The 21,357-nt window shown below is 64.8% G+C and carries 15 protein-coding genes, 5 tRNA genes and 1 pseudogene; 5 read left to right on the top strand and 16 right to left on the bottom strand.

The window, feature by feature from the left end:
• Window positions 1–106: 106 nt before the first annotated feature.
• The 5 genes from MXC11_RS11370 to MXC11_RS11350 form a co-directional block, all read right to left on the bottom strand.
• Window positions 107–182: transfer RNA gene (locus MXC11_RS11370), tRNA-Ala, on the bottom strand.
• 37 nt (window positions 183–219) lie between these two features.
• Window positions 220–295 (bottom strand) — tRNA-Glu (locus MXC11_RS11365).
• A 48-nt stretch (window positions 296–343) separates the two neighbouring features.
• Window positions 344–419 (bottom strand) — tRNA-Ala (locus tag MXC11_RS11360).
• Between the two features lie 186 nt (window positions 420–605).
• Window positions 606–2,090, bottom strand: coding sequence for a glutamate--tRNA ligase (gene gltX / locus MXC11_RS11355; protein ID WP_250010297.1), 1,485 nt, complete (start codon window positions 2,088–2,090; stop codon window positions 606–608).
• A 144-nt stretch (window positions 2,091–2,234) separates the two neighbouring features.
• Window positions 2,235–3,311, bottom strand: a complete 1,077-nt coding sequence (locus tag MXC11_RS11350; protein ID WP_250010296.1) for an NAD(P)-dependent alcohol dehydrogenase — start codon at window positions 3,309–3,311, stop codon at window positions 2,235–2,237.
• A gap of 198 nt (window positions 3,312–3,509) precedes the next feature.
• On the opposite strand from MXC11_RS11350, the gene MXC11_RS11345 reads away from it, so the two are divergent.
• Window positions 3,510–3,586 (top strand) — tRNA-Pro (locus MXC11_RS11345).
• Window positions 3,587–3,671: 85 nt separating this feature from the next.
• Here MXC11_RS11345 and MXC11_RS11340 read toward each other — a convergent pair.
• Entirely contained in the window at window positions 3,672–3,914 is a 243-nt protein-coding gene (locus tag MXC11_RS11340; protein WP_250010295.1) for a glutaredoxin family protein, read from the bottom strand.
• 146 nt (window positions 3,915–4,060) lie between these two features.
• Here MXC11_RS11340 and MXC11_RS11335 point away from each other — a divergent pair, with 146 nt between their 5' ends.
• Both MXC11_RS11335 and MXC11_RS11330 read left to right on the top strand, forming a co-directional pair.
• Window positions 4,061–6,028, top strand: coding sequence for a monovalent cation:proton antiporter family protein (locus MXC11_RS11335; RefSeq protein ID WP_250010294.1), 1,968 nt, complete (start codon window positions 4,061–4,063; stop codon window positions 6,026–6,028).
• A gap of 109 nt (window positions 6,029–6,137) precedes the next feature.
• Window positions 6,138–7,469 (top strand): deoxyguanosinetriphosphate triphosphohydrolase, encoded by a 1,332-nt coding sequence (locus MXC11_RS11330; RefSeq protein ID WP_250010293.1) that lies wholly within the window; start codon window positions 6,138–6,140, stop codon window positions 7,467–7,469.
• 63 nt (window positions 7,470–7,532) lie between these two features.
• On the opposite strand, the gene MXC11_RS11325 is transcribed toward MXC11_RS11330, so the two are convergent.
• Window positions 7,533–7,874, bottom strand: coding sequence for a YggL 50S ribosome-binding family protein (locus MXC11_RS11325; RefSeq protein ID WP_250010292.1), 342 nt, complete (start codon window positions 7,872–7,874; stop codon window positions 7,533–7,535).
• A 164-nt stretch (window positions 7,875–8,038) separates the two neighbouring features.
• On the opposite strand from MXC11_RS11325, the gene dacB reads away from it, so the two are divergent.
• Window positions 8,039–9,541, top strand: coding sequence for a D-alanyl-D-alanine carboxypeptidase/D-alanyl-D-alanine endopeptidase (gene dacB / locus MXC11_RS11320; protein ID WP_250010291.1), 1,503 nt, complete (start codon window positions 8,039–8,041; stop codon window positions 9,539–9,541).
• A 24-nt stretch (window positions 9,542–9,565) separates the two neighbouring features.
• Here the strand turns inward: dacB and rlmKL are convergent, their stop codons facing one another.
• Entirely contained in the window at window positions 9,566–11,779 is a 2,214-nt protein-coding gene (gene rlmKL, locus MXC11_RS11315; RefSeq protein ID WP_250010290.1) for a bifunctional 23S rRNA (guanine(2069)-N(7))-methyltransferase RlmK/23S rRNA (guanine(2445)-N(2))-methyltransferase RlmL, read from the bottom strand.
• Window positions 11,780–12,094: 315 nt separating this feature from the next.
• Between rlmKL and rmf the strand changes: the two genes are divergently transcribed.
• Window positions 12,095–12,310 (top strand): ribosome modulation factor, encoded by a 216-nt coding sequence (gene rmf, locus MXC11_RS11310; protein WP_250010289.1) that lies wholly within the window; start codon window positions 12,095–12,097, stop codon window positions 12,308–12,310.
• Window positions 12,311–12,385: 75 nt separating this feature from the next.
• Here the strand turns inward: rmf and MXC11_RS11305 are convergent, their stop codons facing one another.
• From MXC11_RS11305 to MXC11_RS11270, 8 genes and pseudogenes are all read right to left on the bottom strand, one after another.
• Window positions 12,386–13,411, bottom strand: a complete 1,026-nt coding sequence (locus MXC11_RS11305) for a quinone-dependent dihydroorotate dehydrogenase (protein ID WP_250010288.1) — start codon at window positions 13,409–13,411, stop codon at window positions 12,386–12,388.
• Window positions 13,412–13,488: 77 nt separating this feature from the next.
• A complete protein-coding gene (locus MXC11_RS11300) occupies window positions 13,489–15,783 on the bottom strand; it encodes a PAS domain S-box protein (protein WP_284060486.1) in 2,295 nt (764 codons plus the stop codon).
• Window positions 15,784–15,959: 176 nt separating this feature from the next.
• Window positions 15,960–16,036: transfer RNA gene (locus MXC11_RS11295), tRNA-Arg, on the bottom strand.
• A 76-nt stretch (window positions 16,037–16,112) separates the two neighbouring features.
• The gene (locus tag MXC11_RS11290) at window positions 16,113–17,249 is read right to left on the bottom strand and encodes a sodium ion-translocating decarboxylase subunit beta (protein WP_250010287.1); all 1,137 of its coding nucleotides are present in this window, start codon (window positions 17,247–17,249) and stop codon (window positions 16,113–16,115) included.
• Between the two features lie 10 nt (window positions 17,250–17,259).
• Entirely contained in the window at window positions 17,260–19,038 is a 1,779-nt protein-coding gene (oadA, locus tag MXC11_RS11285) for a sodium-extruding oxaloacetate decarboxylase subunit alpha (protein ID WP_250010286.1), read from the bottom strand.
• A gap of 24 nt (window positions 19,039–19,062) precedes the next feature.
• Window positions 19,063–19,332: an OadG family protein gene (locus MXC11_RS11280; protein ID WP_250010285.1), complete on the bottom strand. Its 270-nt coding sequence runs from the start codon at window positions 19,330–19,332 to the stop codon at window positions 19,063–19,065.
• A 164-nt stretch (window positions 19,333–19,496) separates the two neighbouring features.
• Entirely contained in the window at window positions 19,497–20,939 is a 1,443-nt protein-coding gene (gene mgtE / locus MXC11_RS11275; RefSeq protein WP_250010284.1) for a magnesium transporter, read from the bottom strand.
• Between the two features lie 277 nt (window positions 20,940–21,216).
• Window positions 21,217–21,357 (bottom strand): annotated as a pseudogene (locus tag MXC11_RS11270) (electron transfer flavoprotein subunit alpha/FixB family protein); the annotation flags it as partial.

The raw sequence follows: 21,357 nt of genomic DNA, 5'->3' as shown, positions 1-21,357 counted from the left end.
TCGAACCCCTGTTACCGCCGTGAAAGGGCGGTGTCCTAGGCCACTAGACGAAGGGGACGTAAACCTTCGTACAACCCACCAGATTTCGGCAAGTTGCTGGATAGTTTGGTGGAGCTAGACGGGATCGAACCGTCGACCTCTTGCATGCCATGCAAGCGCTCTCCCAGCTGAGCTATAGCCCCGATACTGCCCTCGGCACCATGGCACCGAGCTGGAATATGGCGTCCCCTAGGGGACTCGAACCCCTGTTACCGCCGTGAAAGGGCGGTGTCCTAGGCCACTAGACGAAGGGGACGTAAACCTTCGTACAACCCGCCAGACTTCAGCAAGTTGCTGGATAATTTGGTGGAGCTAGACGGGATCGAACCGTCGACCTCTTGCATGCCATGCAAGCGCTCTCCCAGCTGAGCTATAGCCCCACTTTCGTGGTGACTTCACACACTGCGCTGTTTGATCAGCGCTCGCTATGAAGCGGGGCAAATCTTAAAGCCGGGCTTACAGGTCGTCAATACCCTCTGAGGGTTTTTTCGTGACTTTCGCTCACAGAACAAGCACTTAATACATCATGCGGGGTGAGGCCATGCCGGCCCTCACCCCGGGAGCCGTCAGCTACCAATATGCGGCAGCAGCTTTTCCCATTCCTTGTTCTCTTTCTTCGAAACACCGCCCAACAGCTCGATGGCCTGACGCAGTCGGAAGCGCGACAGATCCGCTCCCAGCACCTCCATGGCATCAAGCACCGATACCGAGCTGGCCTGCCCGCTGATGGCCGGGAAGATCAGCGGCATCAGGTCGCGCAGCTTGCAACCCAGGAACTCCGCCACCGCCTGAATCACAGCGGTGATGCCCTCCTTGTTCCATTGGCGCAGCGCCTCTAGCTTCCAGAGGATCAGCTGCAGTGCCTGACGCACCTGCTCCGGCGAGAGCTTCTTGTGCTCGAACAGCCGGGCCTCCGGATGGACGCCACCCATGAAGAACATGCCCGCCAGCGGTGCCAGCTCGCTGAAAGTCTCCACCCGGCTCTGCGCCAGCCCAGCCACCCGCATCAGGTAGTCAGGATTGAAAGCCCACTTCTGCAGCTCCGCCGCAAAACGCTCCAGCGGCAGCTCACGCAGCCACTGACCATTCAGCCAGGAGAGTTTTTCCACATCGAAAATCGGCCCGCCCAACGAGACCCGCTGGATATCGAAGTGCTCGATCATCTCGGCCAGGGAGAACTTCTCGCGTTCATCCGGCATCGACCAGCCCATGCGCCCCAGATAATTGAGCATCGCCTCGGGCAGATAGCCCATGCGCTGATAGAAGGTGATCGAGGTGGGATTCTTGCGCTTGGACAGCTTGGACTTGTCGGGATTGCGCAGCAGCGGCATGTAGCAGTTGACCGGCGCCTGCCAGCCGAAATACTCGTACAGCTTGAGCAACTTGGGCGCCGATGGCAGCCACTCCTCGCCACGCAGGACATGGGTAATGCCCATCAGGTGGTCATCCACCACGTTGGCCAGGAAGTAGGTCGGCAGGCCATCGGTCTTGATCAGCACCTGCATGTCCATGCGATCCCAGGGGATCTCCACCTCGCCGCGCAGCATGTCCTGCACCACGCAGACACCCTCGCTCGGCACCTTCATGCGGATCACATGAGGCTCACCAGCGGCCAGACGACGCGCCACCTCCTCGGCGGACAACTGCAACCCGCGACCGTCATAGCGCGGTGTCTCGCCACGCGCCATCTGCTCGGCGCGCATCTGATCAAGCTCCTCGGGTGTGCAGAAGCAGTAGAACGCATCCCCCTGCTCGACCAGCTGGCGGGCGTAGCGCTGATAAAGCTCGCTGCGCTCGCTTTGGCGATACGGCCCATAGGGGCCACCGACATCCGGGCCCTCGTCCCACTCGATGCCCAGCCAGCGCAGCGCGTCGAAGATCTGCTGCTCCGACTCGCGGGTCGAACGCACCTGATCGGTATCCTCGATGCGCAGGATGAACTGCCCGCCATGCTGACGGGCAAAGCACAGGTTGAACAAGGCAATGTAGGCAGTGCCAACGTGCGGATCGCCGGTGGGCGACGGCGCAATGCGGGTACGTACGGTGGTCATGGGAGTCTCGGCCTGAGGGCGGTTGTGCAAAGCCGCGATGGTAGCAGCCGCGCGCCCCGCCACTCCAGCCGCCACGCTATCCGCAAGCCCCCTCCACTTCACTGGGGGTATGCGCAGGTCATGCCTGCGCATACCTAGCCGAGGTCAGAACGGCTTGATCGCGACCTTCAAGACCCCATCCCGCTGATGCGAGAACAGATCATAAGCCGCCACGATGTCATCGAGCTTGTACTCGTGCGTCACCAGCGCGCCCAGATCGACCCGCCCGGAAGCCACGATGTTCAGCAAGCGACGCATGCGCTCCTTGCCGCCCGGGCAGAGCGAGGTGACGATCTTATTGTCGCCCAGCCCTGCATGGAACGCCCCCAGCGGGATGGTCAGGTCACTGGAATAGACCCCAAGACTCGACAGCGTACCGCCCGGCTTGAGCACCCGCAGAGCCTGCTCGAAGGTCGACTGCAGGCCCAGTGCCTCGATGGAGGCATCCACGCCGCGTCCGCCGGTGAGCTTCATGATTTCATCAACTACATCCACTTCGCGGAAGTTGAGCGTGACATCCGCACCCATCTTGCGAGCAATCTCCAGCCGCTCGTTGACGCCATCAATCGCGATGATGGTGCTGGCGCCGCGCAGCTTGGCACCGGCAGTCGCACACAGCCCGATCGGCCCCTGGGCAAACACCGCGACAATATCGCCGATCTTGATATTGGCTGACTCGGCCCCGGCAAAGCCGGTGGACATGATGTCTGGGCACATCAGCACCTGCTCATCAGTCAGACCATCCGGCACCGGCGCCAGGTTGGCCTGGGCATCCGGCACCAGTACATACTCCGCTTGGGTGCCATCGATGGTATTGCCAAAGCGCCAGCCGCCCATCGGTTTGTAACCGTGGCAGGAGCAGCCACCATCCTGAGCCGGGAAGCCATCCTGAGCGCCGTAGGAGGTAAAGCTGGGGCAGATCGCACCGGCAATCACCCGCTGTCCTTCCTGATAGCCCTGCACATTGCTGCCGAGCTTTTCGATGATACCGACCGGCTCGTGACCAATGGTCAGGCCTTTGGCCACCGGATACTCCCCCTTGAGGATATGCACGTCGGTGCCACAGATGGTCGTGGTGGTAATGCGCACCAGCGCATCATTCGGCCCGACCGGCGGAATGGGCTTTTCAATCAGCTCGATCCGACCGGGCTCTACGAAGACAGCGGCTTTCATCAGGCTCATGGCTCTACTCCTTGGCAGCAGCAAACAACGACAGTCCTCTGGACTCTAGACCATAAATCCTTTGCTGCCGCTGCTGCAGATCAGTGAAAACAGCCCATTGGGCGCCATGGGTCGCCTGCACCGACCGCCGAATACACAATTTTTTTCGCTAACCCCTTGTGCACCAAAAGTTTTTCGGTAGAATGCGCGCCATAACAACGGAGCGTAGCGCAGCTTGGTAGCGCGTCTCGTTCGGGACGAGAAGGTCGCTGGTTCGAATCCAGTCGCTCCGACCAAACCCGAAAAACCCGCCTAAACGGCGGGTTTTTGTTGTCCGGTGTTTTGTACCTTCCGCCCGCCCGAGGCGGCAGGCGGACCTACTCAGCAGGGTGCAACGAATACCGCCGCCTGCGCCGTATCAAACGGCCAGTCCAGCTCGGCGCCGGTATCCAGACGACGCAGAACCGGAATGCGCAGCCCATACGTCGCCACCCAAGCCTCCTGCTCGGCAATATCCACCACTTCGATCGACAGGCCAACCGCCACCAGCGGCATCAGCTGATCTTCAGCCTGTTCACAGAGATGACATCCCAGGGTAGTAAGCAACTGGCATTCGGGCAGCACGCTGGCAGCTCTCCGGCAAAAGGGCGCCCGAGTCTAACATGCCACCGGCACCGGACGGCTCGGACCACCTATGTCGAACTGGACGATCCGCCCTCCCCTCGGCATGCTGCCGGCTACTGGAAGTTTCTTGCCCGGGAGTACAGGCATTGTTCGTCAACCTGCTGATCATTCTGGCCGCTTCACTGCTGGCCATCGCCCTGTTTCGCTACCTGAAACTACCGCCCCTGCTGGCCTACATGAGCGTAGGACTGGCGCTCGGGCCCGGCGCCCTGGGCTGGATCGAGCAGCACGAGGACCTGCCGCTGCTTGCCGAATTTGGCGTGGTCTTCCTGCTGTTCAGCCTCGGGCTCGAATTTTCCCTGCCACGCATGCTGGCCCTGCGCCGGGTGGTATTCGGTCTCGGCAGCCTGCAGGTGGTCGCCTGTACCCTGCCGCTGGCCGGCCTGCTCTACCTGCTGGATCTGAGCCTGGCCGCAGCGCTGGTGATTGGCGGCGGACTGGCCCTCTCCTCTACCGCCATCGTCACCAAGGAGCTGAGCAGCCTCGGTGAGGTCTTCTCACCCCACGGGCAGAACGCGATTGGGGTGCTGCTGTTCCAGGATCTGGTCGCCGTGCTGCTCCTGACCATGATCCCGGTGATAGCCGGCGGTGGTGAAAACACCGTGAGCTGGTACTGGGCACTGCCCATCACCCTGGGCAAGGCGATCCTGCTGTTCATCGGCCTGATGGCGGTCAGCCGCTGGGTGCTGCCGCGCCTGTTCCATGAAGTGGCGCAGGCCAATACCGCCGAACTGTTCGTGCTGCTGGCCCTGGTGCTGGTGCTGATCACCGCCTGGCTGACTCACCTGCTGGGCCTGTCGATGGCGCTGGGCGCCTTCCTCGCCGGCATGCTGCTGGGTGAAAGCCACTATCGTCACCAGATCGAGGCGGACATCCGCCCGTTCCGCGACGTACTGCTTGGACTGTTTTTCGTCAGCGTCGGCATGCTCATCGACCTTGGCCTGTTCGCCAGCCACGGCCTGACCATCCTCGCCATGACCCTGATCCTGCTGACCCTCAAGACTGCGGTGGTCACCCTGCTGGTACGCCTGCGGGGCGGCGATACGGAAAGCGCCTGGCGCAGCGGCCTGGCGCTGGCACAGGGGGGCGAGTTCTGCTTTGCCCTAGTCGCCCAGGCGCAGATTTCCGGCCTGCTGGCCGCTGAAATCAGTGGCCTGATCCTCGCCGCTACCTTCTGCTCGATGGCCGTCACCCCGCTGCTGCTGCGCGCCGCACCCAAGATCGCCGCCCGTCTAGCGCATCGCCCACCGAGCGAGGGCAATGCCGAGGCGATCAGCGAAGCCTGCCAGAGCCAACACCAGCATGTACTGATCTGCGGCTTTGGCCGTGTGGGCCAGTCGATCGGCCGGATCTTGCGTCTTGAGGGCATCCCCTTTGTCGCGCTGGATAACGACCCGGTACGGGTGCAGGAAGCCGCCGCCGGCGAGCACCACGTACACTTTGGCGACTCGCGGCGGGCGGAGCTGCTGGCCGCCCTCGGTGCCGAGCGCGCCAGCCTGATCGTGGTCGCCGCCAACCATGCCGAGCATGCACTGGAGACTGTACGCAGCGCCCGTAAAATGGCCCCCGGCGTACCGATCCTGGTGCGTACACGGGATGATGCCCATCTGGCCGAGCTGCAGGCCGCCGGCGCCACCGAGGTAATCCCCGAGGTGCTGGAGTCCAGCCTGATGCTCGCCTCCCACGCCCTGGTCCTGCTCGGGCTGCCGGAGCAGCAGGCTCAGGCGCATGTCGACGAAGTACGGCGCAACCGTTACCACCTGTTGCACGGCTTCTACCATGGCGCCCAGCCCAACCTGCTCGATGGCCAGGGCAAGCCGCGCATCATCCTGCATGCGGTCACCCTCAGCGCGGATGCCTACGCCTGCCGGCGCACCCTGGCGTCGCTGGGCCTGCCGCAACTGGGGGTAGAAATCCAGGCCGTGCGCCGTGACGATCGGGAGCTGCCGCTGGTCGAGAATCCATCCCTGCAGGCCGGCGATATCCTCTTGCTGGCCGGCCCGCTGGAGGCCATCGAAACCGCCGAGGCGCATCTGCTGGCCGGGCGTCCTTAAAAGCCGCACGCCGGGATGCCTGTGGCCTGGGCATCCCGGCCTTCGCAAAGCTTGCGATCCGGCGCGCGAGTGCGCAAGCTCAGGGCACATCCCTGCTCGAGGACTGCTCTTGGACTGGCCTACCCTGCTCACCCGTGAACGCTTCGGCAAACCCTCGCAGAGCGCCGAAGAACTTGGCCGCAGCGCCTTTCACAAGGACCACGACCGGATCATCTTCTCCGGCGCCTTCCGCCGGCTGGGCCGCAAGACCCAGGTGCATCCGGTGTCCAGCAATGACCACATCCACACCCGCCTGACCCACAGCCTCGAAGTTGCCTGCGTCGGCCGCTCGCTAGGGATGCGAGTAGGTGAAATGCTCCGCGAGCACCTGCCCGCCTGGACGGATCCGAGTGATCTGGGCGTGATCGTGCAATCCGCCTGCCTGGCCCACGATATCGGCAATCCACCGTTCGGCCACTCCGGCGAGGATGCGATCCGCCACTGGTTCGAGCAGGCCGCGGCACGCGGCTGGCTGGATGCGCTGAGCCTTGATGAGCGCGCCGACTTTCTCAACTTTGAAGGCAATGCCCAGGGCTTTCGGGTACTCACCCAGCTGGAATATCACCAGTTCGACGGTGGGGCGCGCCTGACCCACGCCACGCTCGGCTGCTACCTCAAATACCCCTGGAGCACCCGGCACCTCGAAGGCCAGGGCTACAAGAAGCACAAGTTCGGCTGCTACCAGAGCGAGCTGCCGCTGCTGGGCCAGATCGCCCAGCGGCTGGGCCTGCCACAGCTCGATGCACAGCGCTGGGCCCGCCATCCACTGGTCTACCTTATGGAGGCGGCGGATGACATCTGTTACGGCCTGATCGATCTGGAGGACGGTCTGGAGATGGAGCTGCTCGACTACCCGGAAGTCGAGGCACTGCTGCTGGATCTGGTCGGAGATGATCTGCCAGAAACCTACCGTCTGCTCGGCCCCCAGGACTCGCGGCGGCGCAAGCTGGCGATCCTGCGCGGCAAGGCGATCGAGCACCTGACCAATGCCGCGGCGCGGGCGTTCGTGGCCCGGCATGATGAGCTTTTGGCCGGCACCCTCGAGGGCGATTTGGTCGAACACATGCACGGCCCGGCCAAGGAGTGCGTGCTGCGGGCCAAGGCGCTGGCACGGGAGAAGATCTTCCATGACAAGCGCAAGACCCTGCACGAGATCGGCGCCTATACCACCCTGGAAATTCTCCTCGATGCCTTTATCGGGGCCGCGCTCGAGCAGCATGGCGGGCGCACGCCGTCCTTCAAGCACCGGCGCATCCTCGATCTGCTCGGCAACAATGCCCCGAACCCCTACGCCCCGCTCTATCAAGGCTATCTGCGGGTCATCGACTTCATCGCCGGCATGACTGACAGCTACGCCACCGAAATGGCCCGCGAGATGACCGGACGCTCCAGCCCGGTCTGAAGCGGACACAAAAAAGCCCCGCATCCGGCAACGGAGCGGGGCTTGGCGATGGCTCGCCGGCGATCAGGCCGCGTTGATCGCGCGCCCCGGATACCAGGCATCGACCAGCTCGCCTACCTTGAAGGAGGCCAGCTCGCCACGGCCCTGCAGCCAGGCTTCGACCGCTGCGCGCTGCTCGGCATTCACCGAGCCACGCTTGGCCAGGCAGACCATGCCGAACTCGTCGCAGCCGACAAAGATCAGGCCGTTGGCGCCGATGGCCTGGGCAAGAAAGTCCTGGGTGAAGGCTTCGACCGCTTCGGCGTCAAGGTCCTCACGGAAATCGAGCAGCAGCTCGAAACCGACTTCCTGGAATTCATCGACACAGAGTTTCTTGCGCAGACGGCGCGAACGATTGGTAGCCATGCTCGGTTCCTCGACCGGTTGAAGTGGCGGCCACTCTACCAGTTTCCGTGTGCCAGGCCCATGACTGCCCGGTGCACCGGCAAATGTGTGGCCGCTGACAGCGCGCCATGGGGTTTCAGGCATAATGCGCGACACTTTCGCCCACTGCGCCCGTGAGAACACTCATGTTGTCCCGCATCACCCGCACCCTGCTGGGCAGGGTCTGTTCTGCATCCCCCACGCTGCGCCTGCTCGGCGCGCTCAGCCTGATCGTCCCGCTGGCCCTGCCGCTGCCGGCTTCGGCCGTCAACCTGCCGCCGCGGGTCGAACAGGCGCTGCGCACCAGCAAGCTGCCCACCGAGGCCCTGTCGCTGGCGATGATCCCGCTGACCGGCCCCGGCAAGGCCAGCTATCTGAATGCCGATATGGTGGTGAACCCGGCTTCGACCATGAAGCTGGTCACCACCTACGCAGCGCTGGAGCTGCTCGGGCCAACCCACCAGTGGAAGACCGCCTTCTATGCCGATGGCCCGGTCCGCAACGGCGTGTTGCAGGGCAACCTCTATCTCAAGGGCGGCGGTGACCCCAAGCTGACCATGGAGCGCCTGTGGCTGCTGCTGCGCGACTTGCGCAATGCGGGCGTTGAGGAGGTGCAGGGTGATCTGGTGCTTGAGCGTAACCATTTTCGTACCGAGGGGCAGACGCCCTTCGATGACGATGGTGGCGACAACACCCGTCCTTATCTGGTCGAGCCCGATGCGCTGCTGGTCAATCTCAAGACGCTGCGCCTGATCGTGCGCGGTGAGGCGCGCGGCGCCCAGGTGCTGGCCGAACCGCCGATTCCCTATATCCGTATCGACAACCGCGTGCAGGTCACCGCCCCGGGTGCCTGCCCGAGCTGGCCGCAGGTCACCTATCAGTTTCGCCCCCAGCCCGATGGCACGGTGCAGATCACCGCTGCGGGGCAGATCCCCGAGGGCTGCAGCGGCCAGCGCTACCTGTCGCTGCTCGATCATCCGGTCTACACCGGCGGTACGGTTCGCGCCCTGTGGAGCGAGCTGGGCGGACGGATTCTCGGCAATGACCGCCTCGGCAGCACACCGGGCAATGCCCGCCTGCTCGCCCAAGCGCTGTCGCCGGATGTGGTGGAGGTGATCCGCGACATCAACAAGTACAGCAACAACACCATGGCCCGGCAGCTGTTCCTGTCGATCGGCGCGCGCCATCGCCTGCCGGGGGATGCCAATGATGCCGCCGCTGCCCATCGCGCCATCGGCCAGTGGCTGGCCCGCAAGGGCATTCGCGCCCCCAACCTGATCATGGAAAACGGCTCAGGCCTGTCCCGCAACGAGCGGATCACCGCCCGCGAGATGGCCAACATGCTGCTGGCAGCCTGGAAGAGCCCGTATGCCGCCGAGTTCATCTCCTCGCTGCCGCTGGCGGCCATGGACGGCACCCTGCGCAAGCGCCTGCGCAACACGCCACTGGCCGGCAATGCCCACCTCAAGACCGGCACCCTGAACAACGTGCGGGCACTGGCCGGCTACAGTCGTGATGCGCAGGGGCACATCTGGGCGGTGGTGGCGATCCTCAACCACCCGCGCCCGTGGGGTGCTTCATCGATTCTCGATCAGGTGCTGCTGGAGCTGCATCAGCGTCCGGGCGTGCTGTCCGGTCAGGCGCGCTGACCGGACACCGGCGGTCGGGCGCCCTCAGCGGGCGCTCAGCTGCCAGGCGCGGTGGATCTTCGGGTTGCGGGCAAAGTCCGGATCGAGGGTCTGCGCGCTGATCTCCTCCACCGCATAACGCTGCTCCAGGGCCGGATCGAGCTGGAACTTGCGGAAGTTGTTGCTGAAATACAGCACTCCACCCTTGGCCAGCCGGGCCATGGCCAGATCCAGCAGGTGCACGTGGTCGCGCTGCACATCGAACACGCCTTCCATGCGCTTGGAGTTGGAGAAGGTCGGCGGATCGATGAAGATCAGCTCATATTCGCCCCGATCGGCCTCCAGCCAGGCCATCACATCACCCTGCTCGAGCCGGTGCTTGTCGGAGAAGCCGTTGAGCGCCAGATTACGCCGCGCCCAGTCCAGATAGGTCTTCGACAGATCGACACTGGTGGTGCTGCGCGCACCGCCCTTGGCGGCATGCACGGTGGCGGTCGCCGTGTAGCAGAACAGGTTGAGGAAGCGCTTGCCGGCGGCTTCCTGCTGGATGCGCAGGCGCAGCGGGCGGTGGTCGAGAAACAGGCCGGTGTCCAGATAATCCGTGAGATTGACCAGCAGCTTGACGCCACCCTCGCCGACCTCCATGAACTGCCTCTGCTGGGCCTGGCGCTCGTACTGCTTCTTGCCGGCCTGACGCTCGCGGCGCTTGATCACCACCCGTGAAGGGTCGATATCCAGCGCCTGCGGGATGGCCGCCAGCGCATCGAGCAGGCGCGCCTGGGCCTTGTCCGGATCGATCGAGCGCGGCGGTGCGTATTCCTGCACATGCACCCAGTCGCGGTACAGATCGACTGCCAGGGCATATTCCGGCATGTCGGCGTCATACAGGCGGTAGCACTCGACACCGGTCTTGCGCGCCCATTTGCCCAGCTGCTTGAGGTTCTTCTGCAGGCGGTTGGCGAACATCTGCCCGCCTTCGGACAGGCGTGCCGGCTCGCTGCGCACCGCCGGCGGGCGCTCGACCAGCTGGCCGCCGATCATCCGCGCCTGCGGCGCCGGCTGCGCTGCCTCGTTGCGCCCGGTGACGAACTGCTCGGGCAGCACCTTGAACAGCAAGAGCTTGCAGGGCAGCGCGCCGTTCCAGAAGGCGTACTGCTTGTGGCTGCGCAGGCCCATGCACTTGCCCAGCTCCGGTGCGCCGGTGAACACCGCCGCCTGCCAGTTCAGGCAGGACTGGCGCAGGCGCTCGCCGAGGTTCTGGTAGAGATACAGCAGGCTGGCCTCGTCCCCCAGGCGCTCGCCGTAGGGCGGATTGCAGACCACCAGCCCGGTCTGGTTCTGGTCTGGACGCGGCTCGAAGGTGGCCAGCTCACCCTGATAGATCTTCACCCAGTCGCCGAGCCCAGCGCGCTCGATGTTGTTACGCCCCGGCTGGATCAGCCGCGGGTCAGCTTCGTAGCCGCGGATCCACAGCGGCGGCCGGGCCAGACCTGCAGCAGCGCGGGCTTCGGCCTCGGCGTGCAGCTTCTTCCACAGCGCCGGCACATGGCCGAGCCAGTTGGAGAAGCCCCACTTTTCGCGCTTGAGATTCGGCGCCAGGTCAGCGGCCATCATCCCGGCCTCGACCAGGAAGGTGCCGACCCCGCACATCGGGTCAGCCAGTGCACCGCCCTCGGCGGCCAGTTGCGGCCAGCCGGCGCGGATCAGGATAGCGGCGGCGAGGTTTTCCTTGAGCGGCGCAGCGCCCTGCTGCAGGCGGTAGCCGCGCTGGTGCAGGCTGAAGCCAGAGAGATCAATGGACAACACCAGCTCACCACGCTCCAGGCGCGCATGCACGCGCAGGTCGGGGTCGTACTTGTCTACCGACGGGCGCTCGCCACTGGCGGTGCGCAGGCTGTCAACGATGGCATCCTTGACCTTCAGGGCGCCGAAGTGCGTGTTGTCGATGCCAGCGCCACGGCCGGAGAACTCGATGGCCAGGCTGCCGGTGGCCAGCAGATGCTCACTCCAGTCAACCGAGCGCACCGCCTGGTAGAGCGCCTCGGCGCTGTCCACCGGGAAGCGGCCGAGTACCAGCAGCACGCGGTTGGCCAGGCGCGACCACAGGCACAGGCGATAGGCGGTTTCCAGGCTGCCCTGCCCCTGCACGGCAGCGACCTGCGAGCGGCCGTCCTGCAGGCCGAGCGCTGCGGCCTCCTCGAGCAGCAGGGTTTCCAGCCCCTTGGGACTGGTCAGAACGAGGGTGTAGAGATCGGACATGGGCAGCTTCCAGAAACGAGGCCAACAGTATGCCTCAGCGGGCGGTGGACCGGGGCGCGCAGCGACGTGCGCGGCGAATCAGGCCCTGCGCGCCATCGCGCGGGGCCGGGTTAGCGGTCACCGGCTTATGCGCTGAGTTGCGGTTTGATGAATTACTTATGAAGAATCGATCGTTCACAGATCGACTCAGGCTGATTGATGATCGAAGAAGGCTGACGCATACCACGCATCAGCCTGCGCTCCCACCGAACCGGGAGCGGCGGCCTCCAGGGGGAGGCCAACGGTCAGTCAGTCCTACAACGAGGGAAATACCCGATGAGAAGACTCAAGCGTGATCCGTTGGAACGAGCTTTTTTGCGTGGATATCAGTACGGGGTCAGCGGCAAGTCCCGCGAGATGTGCCCCTTCAGCCTGCCGGCCACACGTCAGGCATGGCTCAACGGCTGGCGAGAGGGCCGTGGTGACAACTGGGCAGGCATGACCGGTACCGCCGGCATCCACCGTCTGAACGAACTGCACGCGGTCGGCTGAATCGCCCGCTGACCCTCAGCCAACGATCACCTCATTCACTCAGGGCTCCCGCGGGAGCCCTGATCTATTGTCCGCTTAGCGGCGCAGACCCGCCGCCGCAATCGCCTGCACCGATTCACGCACCAGCGCCGGGCCCTTGTAGATGAAGCCGGAATAGATCTGCACCAGGCTCGCCCCGGCCGCGATCTTCTCCGCAGCATGCACACCCTCGGTGATCCCGCCCGCGGCAATGATCGGCAGACGCCCCGCCAGCTCCCCCGCCAGCACCCGCACGGTATGGGTACTCTTCTCACGCACTGGCGCCCCGGACAATCCACCCGCCTCGCCGGCTTGCGCCAGCCCCTCGACGCCTTCGCGGCTCAGGGTGGTGTTGGTGGCAATCACCGCATCCATGCCGGTATCCAGCAGGGCGCGGGCGACCAGCACGGTTTCCTCATCGCTCATGTCGGGGGCGATCTTGATCGCCAGCGGCACACGGCGACCATGCAGCGCGGTCAACTGCTCCTGACGCACCCGCAGCGCATCGAGCAGCTGCTTGAGTGAGTCACCGAACTGCAGGCTGCGCAGCCCCGGTGTGTTCGGCGAGCTGACATTGACCGTGACGTAGCTGGCATGGCCGTAGACCTTGTCCAGGCAGATCAGGTAATCGTCCACCGCACGCTCAACCGGCGTATCAAAGTTCTTGCCGATGTTGATGCCCAGCACACCGCGGTAGCGGGCCGCGCGAACGCGCTCGACCAGATAATCAACGCCCTGGTTGTTGAAGCCCATGCGATTGATGATCGCCGTGGCTTCCGGCAGGCGGAATAGACGCGGCTTGGGATTGCCCGGCTGCGGACGTGGCGTGACGGTGCCGATCTCGATGAAGCCAAAACCCAGCTGGGCGAAGCCATCGATCGCATCACCGTTCTTGTCCAGGCCCGCGGCCAGACCCACCGGGTTGGGGAACTCCAGGCCCATGACCGTCACCGGCAGCTGCGGCGTCTTGCACAACAGGCGGTTGACCCCCAGACGCCCACCGGCACCCACCAGATCGATGGCCAGTTCATGGGAGGTTTCCGGGGACAGCTTGAACATCAGTGCGCGGGCCAGGGCGTACATGGGCAGGTCATCTTGTAAGGGGCGGGGCGGCGATTATAGCCCGTTGCGTCCGGCGCGGCGACGCCGGACGCCGCCACTCAGGACGCGAACGGCACCAGCAGTAGACGCTGCGCCTGCGGGCCACGCAGCGCCAGACTCGCCTCGCGCCACAGCGCCTGCGCCACACGTGTTTCAGGCGCCGCCGGGTGGATCACCAGCCGCAGCACCAGCCCGGCCGGCAGGCTGGCCACATCCAGATGCGCCTGACACGCCTGCTGGCAGCGCTCGGCCAGACTGTCCAGCCTCGCTAGCGCCTCAGCCCCTTCCAGCAGCAGCATAAAGCGCCCTGGCTGCACACAGGCCAGCAGGTCATCACTGCCGGCAAGCGGTGCCAGGGCAGCCCCCAGCTGCGCCTGCAGCGCATCCGCCTGCTCCAGTCCGAGCTGATCGGCCAGCGCCGTGAAGCCTTCCAGCTCCAGACAGGCCAGCGCCAGCGGGCGCTCGCGCTCCAGTGCAGCCTGCAGACGCTCCAGCAGCGCCGCACGGCTGGCCAGCCCGGTCAGCGGCTCATGGTTGAGCAGCCACTCCAGGTGGGTTTCGGCATTGCGCAACACGGAAATATCAGTAAACACCGCCACATAGTGGGTGAGTTGGCCCTGCTCATCACGGATCGCGCTGATGCTGTGCCACTGCGGGAAGATCTCGCCATTTTTGCGGCGATTCCAGATCTCGCCCTGCCAGGAACCTTCCTCGGTCAGGATCCGCCACATCTCCTTATAAAACGCCGCGCTCTGGCGCCCGGAACTGACCACATTCGGGTTGAGGCCGAGCAGCTCGTGCTCGCTGTATCCGGTGATTTCGGTATAGGCCCGGTTGACGGCGATGATCCGCGGTGTGGTGTCGGTGATCACCACACCCTCGCGGGCATGGGTAAAAATGGCCGCCGCGTGGCGCAGCTTCTCCTCGCTGGCGCGCCGGGCGGAAATATCCAGCAGCAGCCCCTCCAGGAACAGCACCCGCCCCTCCTCATCGCGCTGCACGCTGATGTGATCAGCGATCCACAAATAGCTGCCCACCCCGCTGCGCAGGCGGTATTCGAGCACGAACTCACTGCGCCGCTCCGCCAGCGCCTGCTCAATCTGCGCCATCACCACCGGCAGATCGTCCGGGTGAATCAGCGTGCTGAAACGGCGCTGGCCCAGGCTCAGCGCCTGGGTATCCAGCCCCCAGCGCGCCACGTTGCTGGAGACAAAGGTGATCGGCCAGCCCGGCTGCAGGCTGCGCCGCAGCAGCACCACCGGGCTGGCCTGCACGGCATCCACCACGGTCTGCAGCGCTTCGCTGTCATGACGGCGGCGGGTGATGTCGAGCAGGCTGCCGATCACCGCCGGCTCGCCATCGAGCAGAATGCGCGTGCCGAAGATCTCGACGATAAACGGCTCCCCGTCCCGGCGCAGCGCGGTAAATTCGTGGTGCAGCTCGGCCGGCTCTGCGGCCAGTTGCGCTGCAAGCAGATCCTCCAGCGCCTGACGATCCCCTTCGCTGGCCAGGGATGCGAACGGCACCCCCAAAAGCTCGCGGGGCTCATAACCGAACCACTCGGCCATGCGCGGGTTGACGTACTCCAGGGTGGTACCGCGCAGCAGGTAGACGCCGACCATCGAGCGCTCCACCAGACCACGAAAACGCGCCTCGTCATTGGCGCGCGCCTGCCCTGCTTCTTCTTGCTCCTGCACATCGAGCGCACTGATCAGGGTGCCTTCGCGGCGACCGTCCGCCGCGCTCAACGGCTGGATATTCAGGCGACTGAGGCGGTAGCGACCGTCCGCACGGCGCAGCCGTATCGTGAGCTGTGTGGCCTGCTCAAGTGCGCCGGCCAAGGCCGCCTGCAAGGCGGCACGATCCGCCTCCTGCACCAACTGTAACCAGCCATCCTGCAAGCCCTCGCCCCGTAGCTGGCCACTGAAAGCCTTCCAGGCCGTATTGAACAGCACCGCCTGCCCGGCCTCATCCAGGCGCCAGGCCGGCAGCGGCAGCGCATCCAGCAGCCGGGCATCGCGGTTACGGGTGATCTGTGCGTCCTGCTCGAGCGCGCCCAGGGTGGCATCGAGGCTGTCCAGCGCATCAGCATGCGCCGGTTGACGCCCACTGCGCCGCACCAACGCCAGCAGGCGACCCGCCAGATAGCGGTGCAGCAGCCAGCCAAACAGCAGCGCCAGCAGGGGCGGCACCAGCAGCGGCCAGTGCCCGGTGAGGGCCTGCCATGCCTGTTCGGGGCTGGTTTCGTGGGCCAGCGCGCTGTAAAGCGCCACGCCCTGTTTCAGGGACAGCAGCAGACCGAAGAGCAGGCAGCCACCAAGCAGCAGACTGCGCAGACGCGGGGAGCGGTGCATGACGGATTCTCGTTGCAGGGGCCAGCGGCGGGCAGGCCGGAGCCTTTATCTTCCCATAACCAGGCCCGGTGGCGCGTCCCTGCCTTTCGTGATGCTGGGCACGCCGGGCGCCCTGTCTCGTCGAAACGCGCCCATGAAAAAGGCCCGCCTTGCGGCGAGCCCTGTTCATGGATCGGTGGTGCGCGAGGGGGGATTCGAACCCCCGACCTACCGCTTAGGAGGCGGTTGCTCTATCCAGCTGAGCTACAGGCGCGATCGGGCGCCGATGTTAAACGAGCCTCCCGCGCTTGTCATGCCCGCGCTGCCGGCACGCCCAGTGCACCGCCCGGTCAGCCCACAAAGTTGAGCAACACCCCCGCCGCCACTGCCGAGCCGATCACCCCGGCCACGTTCGGGCCCATGGCGTGCATCAGCAGGAAGTTCTGCGGATTGGCCTCAAGGCCAACCTTGTTCGACACCCGCGCCGCCATCGGCACCGCCGAGACGCCGGCCGAGCCGATCAGCGGGTTGACCTTGTGGGTGCTGAACAGGTTCATCACCTTGGCCATCAGCACCCCGGCTGCCGTACCGGCGCAGAAAGCGATCATGCCGAGCAGCAGGATGCCAAGGGTCTTCAGCTGCAGGAAGGCGTCCGCCGACAGCTTGGAGCCCACGGTCAGGCCGAGGAAGATGGTGACGATGTTGATCAGCGCGTTGCGCGAGGTATCAGCCAGGCGCTCGACCACCCCGCTCTCGCGCAGCAGGTTGCCGAGGGCAAACATGCCGATCAGCGGCGCGGCATCCGGCAGCAGCAGGCCGACCAAGAGGCACAGCACGATGGGGAAGATGATCTTCTCCACCTGCCCCACCGGGCGCAGTTGCTGCATGACGATGGCGCGCTCCTCGGGCGTGGTCAGCGCACGCATGATCGGCGGCTGCAGCAGCGGCACCAGCGCCATGTAAGCATAAGCCGCCACGGCAATCGGGCCGAGCAGGTCCGGCGCCAGCTTGGAGGTGACGAAGATAGAGGTCGGCCCGTCGGCACCGCCGATGATCGCAATCGAGGCCGCTTCCTTGAGGGTGAACTCAAGGCCGGGAATCCCCAGCGAAGCAATCGCCAGCGCCCCCAGCAGCGTGCCGAAGATGCCGAACTGCGCGGCAGCGCCGAGCAGCAAAGTCTTCGGGTTGGCGAGCATTGGCCCGAAGTCGGTCATCGCCCCGACGCCCAAGAAGATCAGCAGCGGGAAGAGGCTGGTCGGCAGGCCCACCTCGTAGATCAGGTGCAGGAAGCCCGCCCCCTCGGCCATGTTGGCCACCGGGATGTTCGACAGCAGCCCGCCGAAGCCGATCGGAATCAGCAGCAGTGGCTCGAAGCCCTTGCGGATCGCCAGATAGATGAGCCCGAGGCAGACCGCGATCATCAGCGCCTGCCCCGGCTCCAGATGATAAAGGCCGGTGCTTTGCCAGAGTTTGATCAGTTTTTCCATGACCGTCCCCTCAGCCGATGGTCAGCAGGACATCGCCCACCGCCACCGCATCACCGACCTTGACGCTGACGCTGCCAACGGTGCCGGCGCGGAACGCGCGCACCTCGGTTTCCATCTTCATCGCCTCGAGGATGATCACCAGCTGACCCTCCTCGACCACCTCGCCCGGCTGCACCAGCACCTTGAAGATGTTGCCGGCCAGCGGGGCGTTCTGCGGCTCGCCACCGCCTTCCGCAGCGGCCACTGCCGGTGCGCCGGCCGGGGCAGCACTGCCCAGCGGCTTGATGCCTTCGATGTCGCCACCCTCGTTGACCTGCACCACGAACGACTGGCCGTTGACCTCGACGGTGTACACCTCGGGCTTGCCGGCCTCGCGCGGCGCGCCTTCCTGGCCGGTCGATGCCGGCTCGAAGGCTGCAGGGTTGCCGCGATTCTCCAGGAACTTCAGGCCGATCTGCGGGAACAGCGCGTAGGTCAGCACGTCATCAATCGCGTCGGCCGCCAGCGTGAAGCCCTTCTCGGTGGCCAGCTGCTTGAGCTCGGCGCTGAGCTTGTCCATCTCTGCCTCGAGCAGGTCGGCCGGACGGCAGGTGATCGCCTCGGCGCCGTCCAGCACACGGGCCTGCAGCGCCTCGTTGAAGGGAGCCGGCGCCGCACCGTACTCGCCCTTGAGCACGCCGGCGGTTTCCTTGGCGATCGACTTGTAGCGCTCGCCGGTGAGCACGTTGATCACCGCCTGGGTACCGACGATCTGCGAGGTCGGGGTGACCAGCGGGATGAAGCCGAGGTCTTCACGCACCCGCGGGATTTCCGCCAGCACCTGGTCGAACTTGTCCTGGGCGCCCTGCTCCTTGAGCTGGCTTTCCATGTTGGTGAGCATGCCACCCGGCACCTGGGCGACCAGGATACGGGAGTCGACGCCCTTGAGGTTGCCCTCGAACCTGGCGTACTTCTTGCGTACTTCGCGGAAGTAGGCAGCGATCTCCTCCAGCAGGTTGAGATCCAGGCCGGTATCGCGCTCGGTGCCCGCAAAGATCGCCACCACCGATTCAGTCGGCGAGTGGCCGTAGGTCATCGCCAGCGAAGAGATGGCGGTATCGACCGTATCAATCCCGGCCTCGACCGCCTTGAGAATCGCCGCGCTGGACAGGCCGGCGGTGGCATGACAATGCAGCTGGATCGGAATCGACAGGCTGGCCTTGAGCCGTGAGACCAGCTCGAAGGCCACATAGGGCTTGAGAATCCCGGCCATGTCCTTGATCGCCAGCGAATCGGCGCCCATGTCCTCGATCTGCTTGGCCAGATCCACCCACATTTCTAGGGTATGTACCGGGCTGGTGGTGTAGGAAATGGTGCCCTGGGCATGCTTGCCGACCTGCTTCACGGCCTGCAGGGCGCGTTGCAGGTTGCGTGGATCGTTCATCGCATCGAACACGCGGAATACGTCCACCCCGTTGATCGCCGCACGTTCAACGAAGGTGTCCACCACATCATCGGCATAGTGGCGATAGCCGAGCAGATTCTGGCCGCGCAGCAGCATCTGCTGACGGGTGTTGGGCATGGCCTGCTTCAGCGCGCGGATCCGCTCCCAGGGATCTTCACCCAGGTAGCGGATGCAGGCGTCAAAGGTCGCGCCGCCCCAGGACTCCACCGACCAGAAGCCGACCCGATCGAGCTTGGGGGCAATCGGCAGCATGTCTTCAAGGCGCAGGCGGGTGGCGAGGATCGATTGGTGCGCGTCACGCAGCACCACATCGGTGATGCCGAGCGGTTTCTGCACAGCGGTCATGAAACGGACTCCCGAAAGGTGTGGTCAGCCGCGACGCGCGCGGTGCTGGTGAATGGCCGCCTGGATCGCGGCGAGCAGCTCGCCATCCGGCAGCTGCTGCGCCGCGGGGGTGGCGGCAGCCGGCGACGGTACGCGGCGCGGCGCCAGCACCGGCACAGGCGGCGGCGCAAAACGCGCGATCAGCCGTGACATCAGGCGGATCGCGCCGATCAGCACGACCAGGAAGGTGAACACAAAGCCCATACCCAGCAGCATGAGCTCCAGTCCCTCCAGCAACAGTTGTTCAGCCGTCATGTGGGCCGTCTCCCGTGAGTGAATAAGATGCTGGTGCAGCAGCGCTGCCCGCCCGGCGCGCGCTGCGCACGCTCTGATCTATAGACAAGCACGCATTGTCGACAATTGCCAAGCCCACGAGGCCTGAAAAAGCATCAAGCCGCTCGCAATTGACAAAATTGTCATCACATTAGGAAGAGACTGGCCAGTCCGAGGAAGATGAAGAAGCCGCCACTGTCGGTCATGGCCGTGATCATCACACTGGCGCCCATGGCCGGATCACGCCCCAGACGGGTCAGGGTCATCGGGATCAGCACGCCCATCAGCGCAGCCAGCAGCAGGTTGAGGGTCATCGCCGCGGTCATCACCGCACCCAGCGCCCAGTCGCCGTACAGGTACCAGGACACTGCACCGATCACCCCGCCCCAGACCAGACCATTGATCAGGCCGACCCCCAGCTCCTTGCGCAGCAGACGCCAGGTGTTGCCGACACTCACCTGATCCAGGGCCATGGCCCGCACGATCATGGTGATCGTCTGATTGCCGGAGTTGCCACCGATACCAGCGACGATCGGCATCAATGCCGCCAGTGCCACCAGTTTCTCGATCGAATCCTCGAACAATCCGATCACACGCGAGGCGAGAAATGCGGTGACCAGATTGAGCGCCAGCCACGCCCAGCGGTTGCGCAGGGACTTCCAGACCGAGGCAAAGATGTCCTCCTCCTCACGCAGACCGGCCATGTTGAGGACTTCGCTCTCGCTCTCCTCCCGGATCAGGTCGACCATCTCGTCAATGGTCAGGCGGCCGATCAGCTTGCCGTAAAGATCGACCACCGGGGCGGAAATCAGGTCATAGCGCTCGAAGGCCTGGGCGGCGTCATGACCTTCTTCGTCCGGGTAAAAGGTCACCGGATCCGTCGCCATCACCTCGGCGACCTTCTTGTCCGGGTCGTTGACCAGGAGGCGCTTGATCGGTAGCGCGCCCTTGAGCAGGCCGTCGTGATCGACCACGAACAGCTTATCGGTATGCCCCGGCAGCTCCTTCAGGCGGCGCAGGTAGCGCAACACCACCTCAAGGGTCACATCGTCGCGGATGGTGACCATCTCGAAGTCCATCAGCGCGCCGACCTGATCCTCTTCATAAGAAAGCACCGAGCGCACCCGCTCGCGCTGCTGGGCATCCAGCGATTCCATCAGCTCGTAGACGACATCACGGGGCAGCTCGGGAGCCAAATCCGCCAGCTCGTCGGCGTCCAGATCGCGCGCTGCGGCGAGGATCTCCTCATCGTCCATGTCGGCGATCAGGGTTTCGCGCACCGCATCGGAGACTTCCAGCAGGATGTCGCCATCGCGCTCGGCTTTGACCAGCTGCCAGACGGTCAGACGCTCATCCAGCGGCAGGGCTTCGAGGATATGGGCGATGTCGGCCGGGTGCAGGTCATCGAGCTTGCGTTGCAGCTCGGCCAGATTCTGGCGGTGTACCAGCTGCTCGACGCGCTCCTGATGCTCCCCCTCCTGACGATGGGTGAGCTCCTCCACCAGGCGGTGACGGTGCAGCAGCTCGATCACCTGGGCGAGGCGATCCTGCAGGCTTTCCTGAGGTTTTTTGCTGTCGTTGTCGGTCATGACGCACTCCACCCCCGAATGGTGGGTGCATCCGGGAGATTCAGATGGTATTGGCGCGCTGTTTCACGCAGATGTTCGGGTACTGACGACTGGGTAAGTCCATGGAGGTGGCCTGCAAGCCCCGGCGGGGCTGACGGAGCGGATGATAACACTGCCCAGCAAAGGCCGGCAGTACGGATGAGGGGCAAGAATCCGGGGATGGCGCAAGGTGCTGCGCCGCAAGAAAAAGGCGCCGGCCCGCCTTGGCGGGAGCGGTACCGGCGCGGTCCCCTAAGGCTTACAGCGCCTGCTGCAGCTGCGGAACCACCTCGAACAGGTCGGCAACCAGACCGTAGTCGGCCACCTGGAAGATCGGCGCTTCCTCGTCCTTGTTGATCGCCACGATCACCTTGGAGTCCTTCATCCCCGCCAGGTGCTG

This window comes from Pseudomonas eutrophicaquae, from assembly GCF_023544715.1.
GTDB lineage: Bacteria > Pseudomonadota > Gammaproteobacteria > Pseudomonadales > Pseudomonadaceae > Geopseudomonas.
This window is presented reverse-complemented; position numbering and strand designations above follow the sequence as displayed.

Excerpts from the sequence above, each read along its gene's own strand:
- gltX (WP_250010297.1), bottom strand. The coding sequence starts at position 2,090 with ATGACCACCGTACGTACCCGCATTGCGCCGTCGCCCACCGGCGATCCG.
- MXC11_RS11350 (WP_250010296.1), bottom strand. The coding sequence starts at position 3,311 with ATGAGCCTGATGAAAGCCGCTGTCTTCGTAGAGCCCGGTCGGATCGAG.
- MXC11_RS11325 (WP_250010292.1), bottom strand. The coding sequence starts at position 7,874 with ATGGCTACCAATCGTTCGCGCCGTCTGCGCAAGAAACTCTGTGTCGAT.
- dacB (WP_250010291.1), top strand. The coding sequence starts at position 8,039 with ATGTTGTCCCGCATCACCCGCACCCTGCTGGGCAGGGTCTGTTCTGCA.
- rlmKL (WP_250010290.1), bottom strand. The coding sequence starts at position 11,779 with ATGTCCGATCTCTACACCCTCGTTCTGACCAGTCCCAAGGGGCTGGAA.
- rmf (WP_250010289.1), top strand. The coding sequence starts at position 12,095 with ATGAGAAGACTCAAGCGTGATCCGTTGGAACGAGCTTTTTTGCGTGGA.
- MXC11_RS11305 (WP_250010288.1), bottom strand. The coding sequence starts at position 13,411 with ATGTACGCCCTGGCCCGCGCACTGATGTTCAAGCTGTCCCCGGAAACC.
- MXC11_RS11300 (WP_284060486.1), bottom strand. The coding sequence starts at position 15,783 with ATGCACCGCTCCCCGCGTCTGCGCAGTCTGCTGCTTGGTGGCTGCCTG.
- MXC11_RS11290 (WP_250010287.1), bottom strand. The coding sequence starts at position 17,249 with ATGGAAAAACTGATCAAACTCTGGCAAAGCACCGGCCTTTATCATCTG.
- oadA (WP_250010286.1), bottom strand. The coding sequence starts at position 19,038 with ATGACCGCTGTGCAGAAACCGCTCGGCATCACCGATGTGGTGCTGCGT.
- MXC11_RS11280 (WP_250010285.1), bottom strand. The coding sequence starts at position 19,332 with ATGACGGCTGAACAACTGTTGCTGGAGGGACTGGAGCTCATGCTGCTG.
- mgtE (WP_250010284.1), bottom strand. The coding sequence starts at position 20,939 with ATGACCGACAACGACAGCAAAAAACCTCAGGAAAGCCTGCAGGATCGC.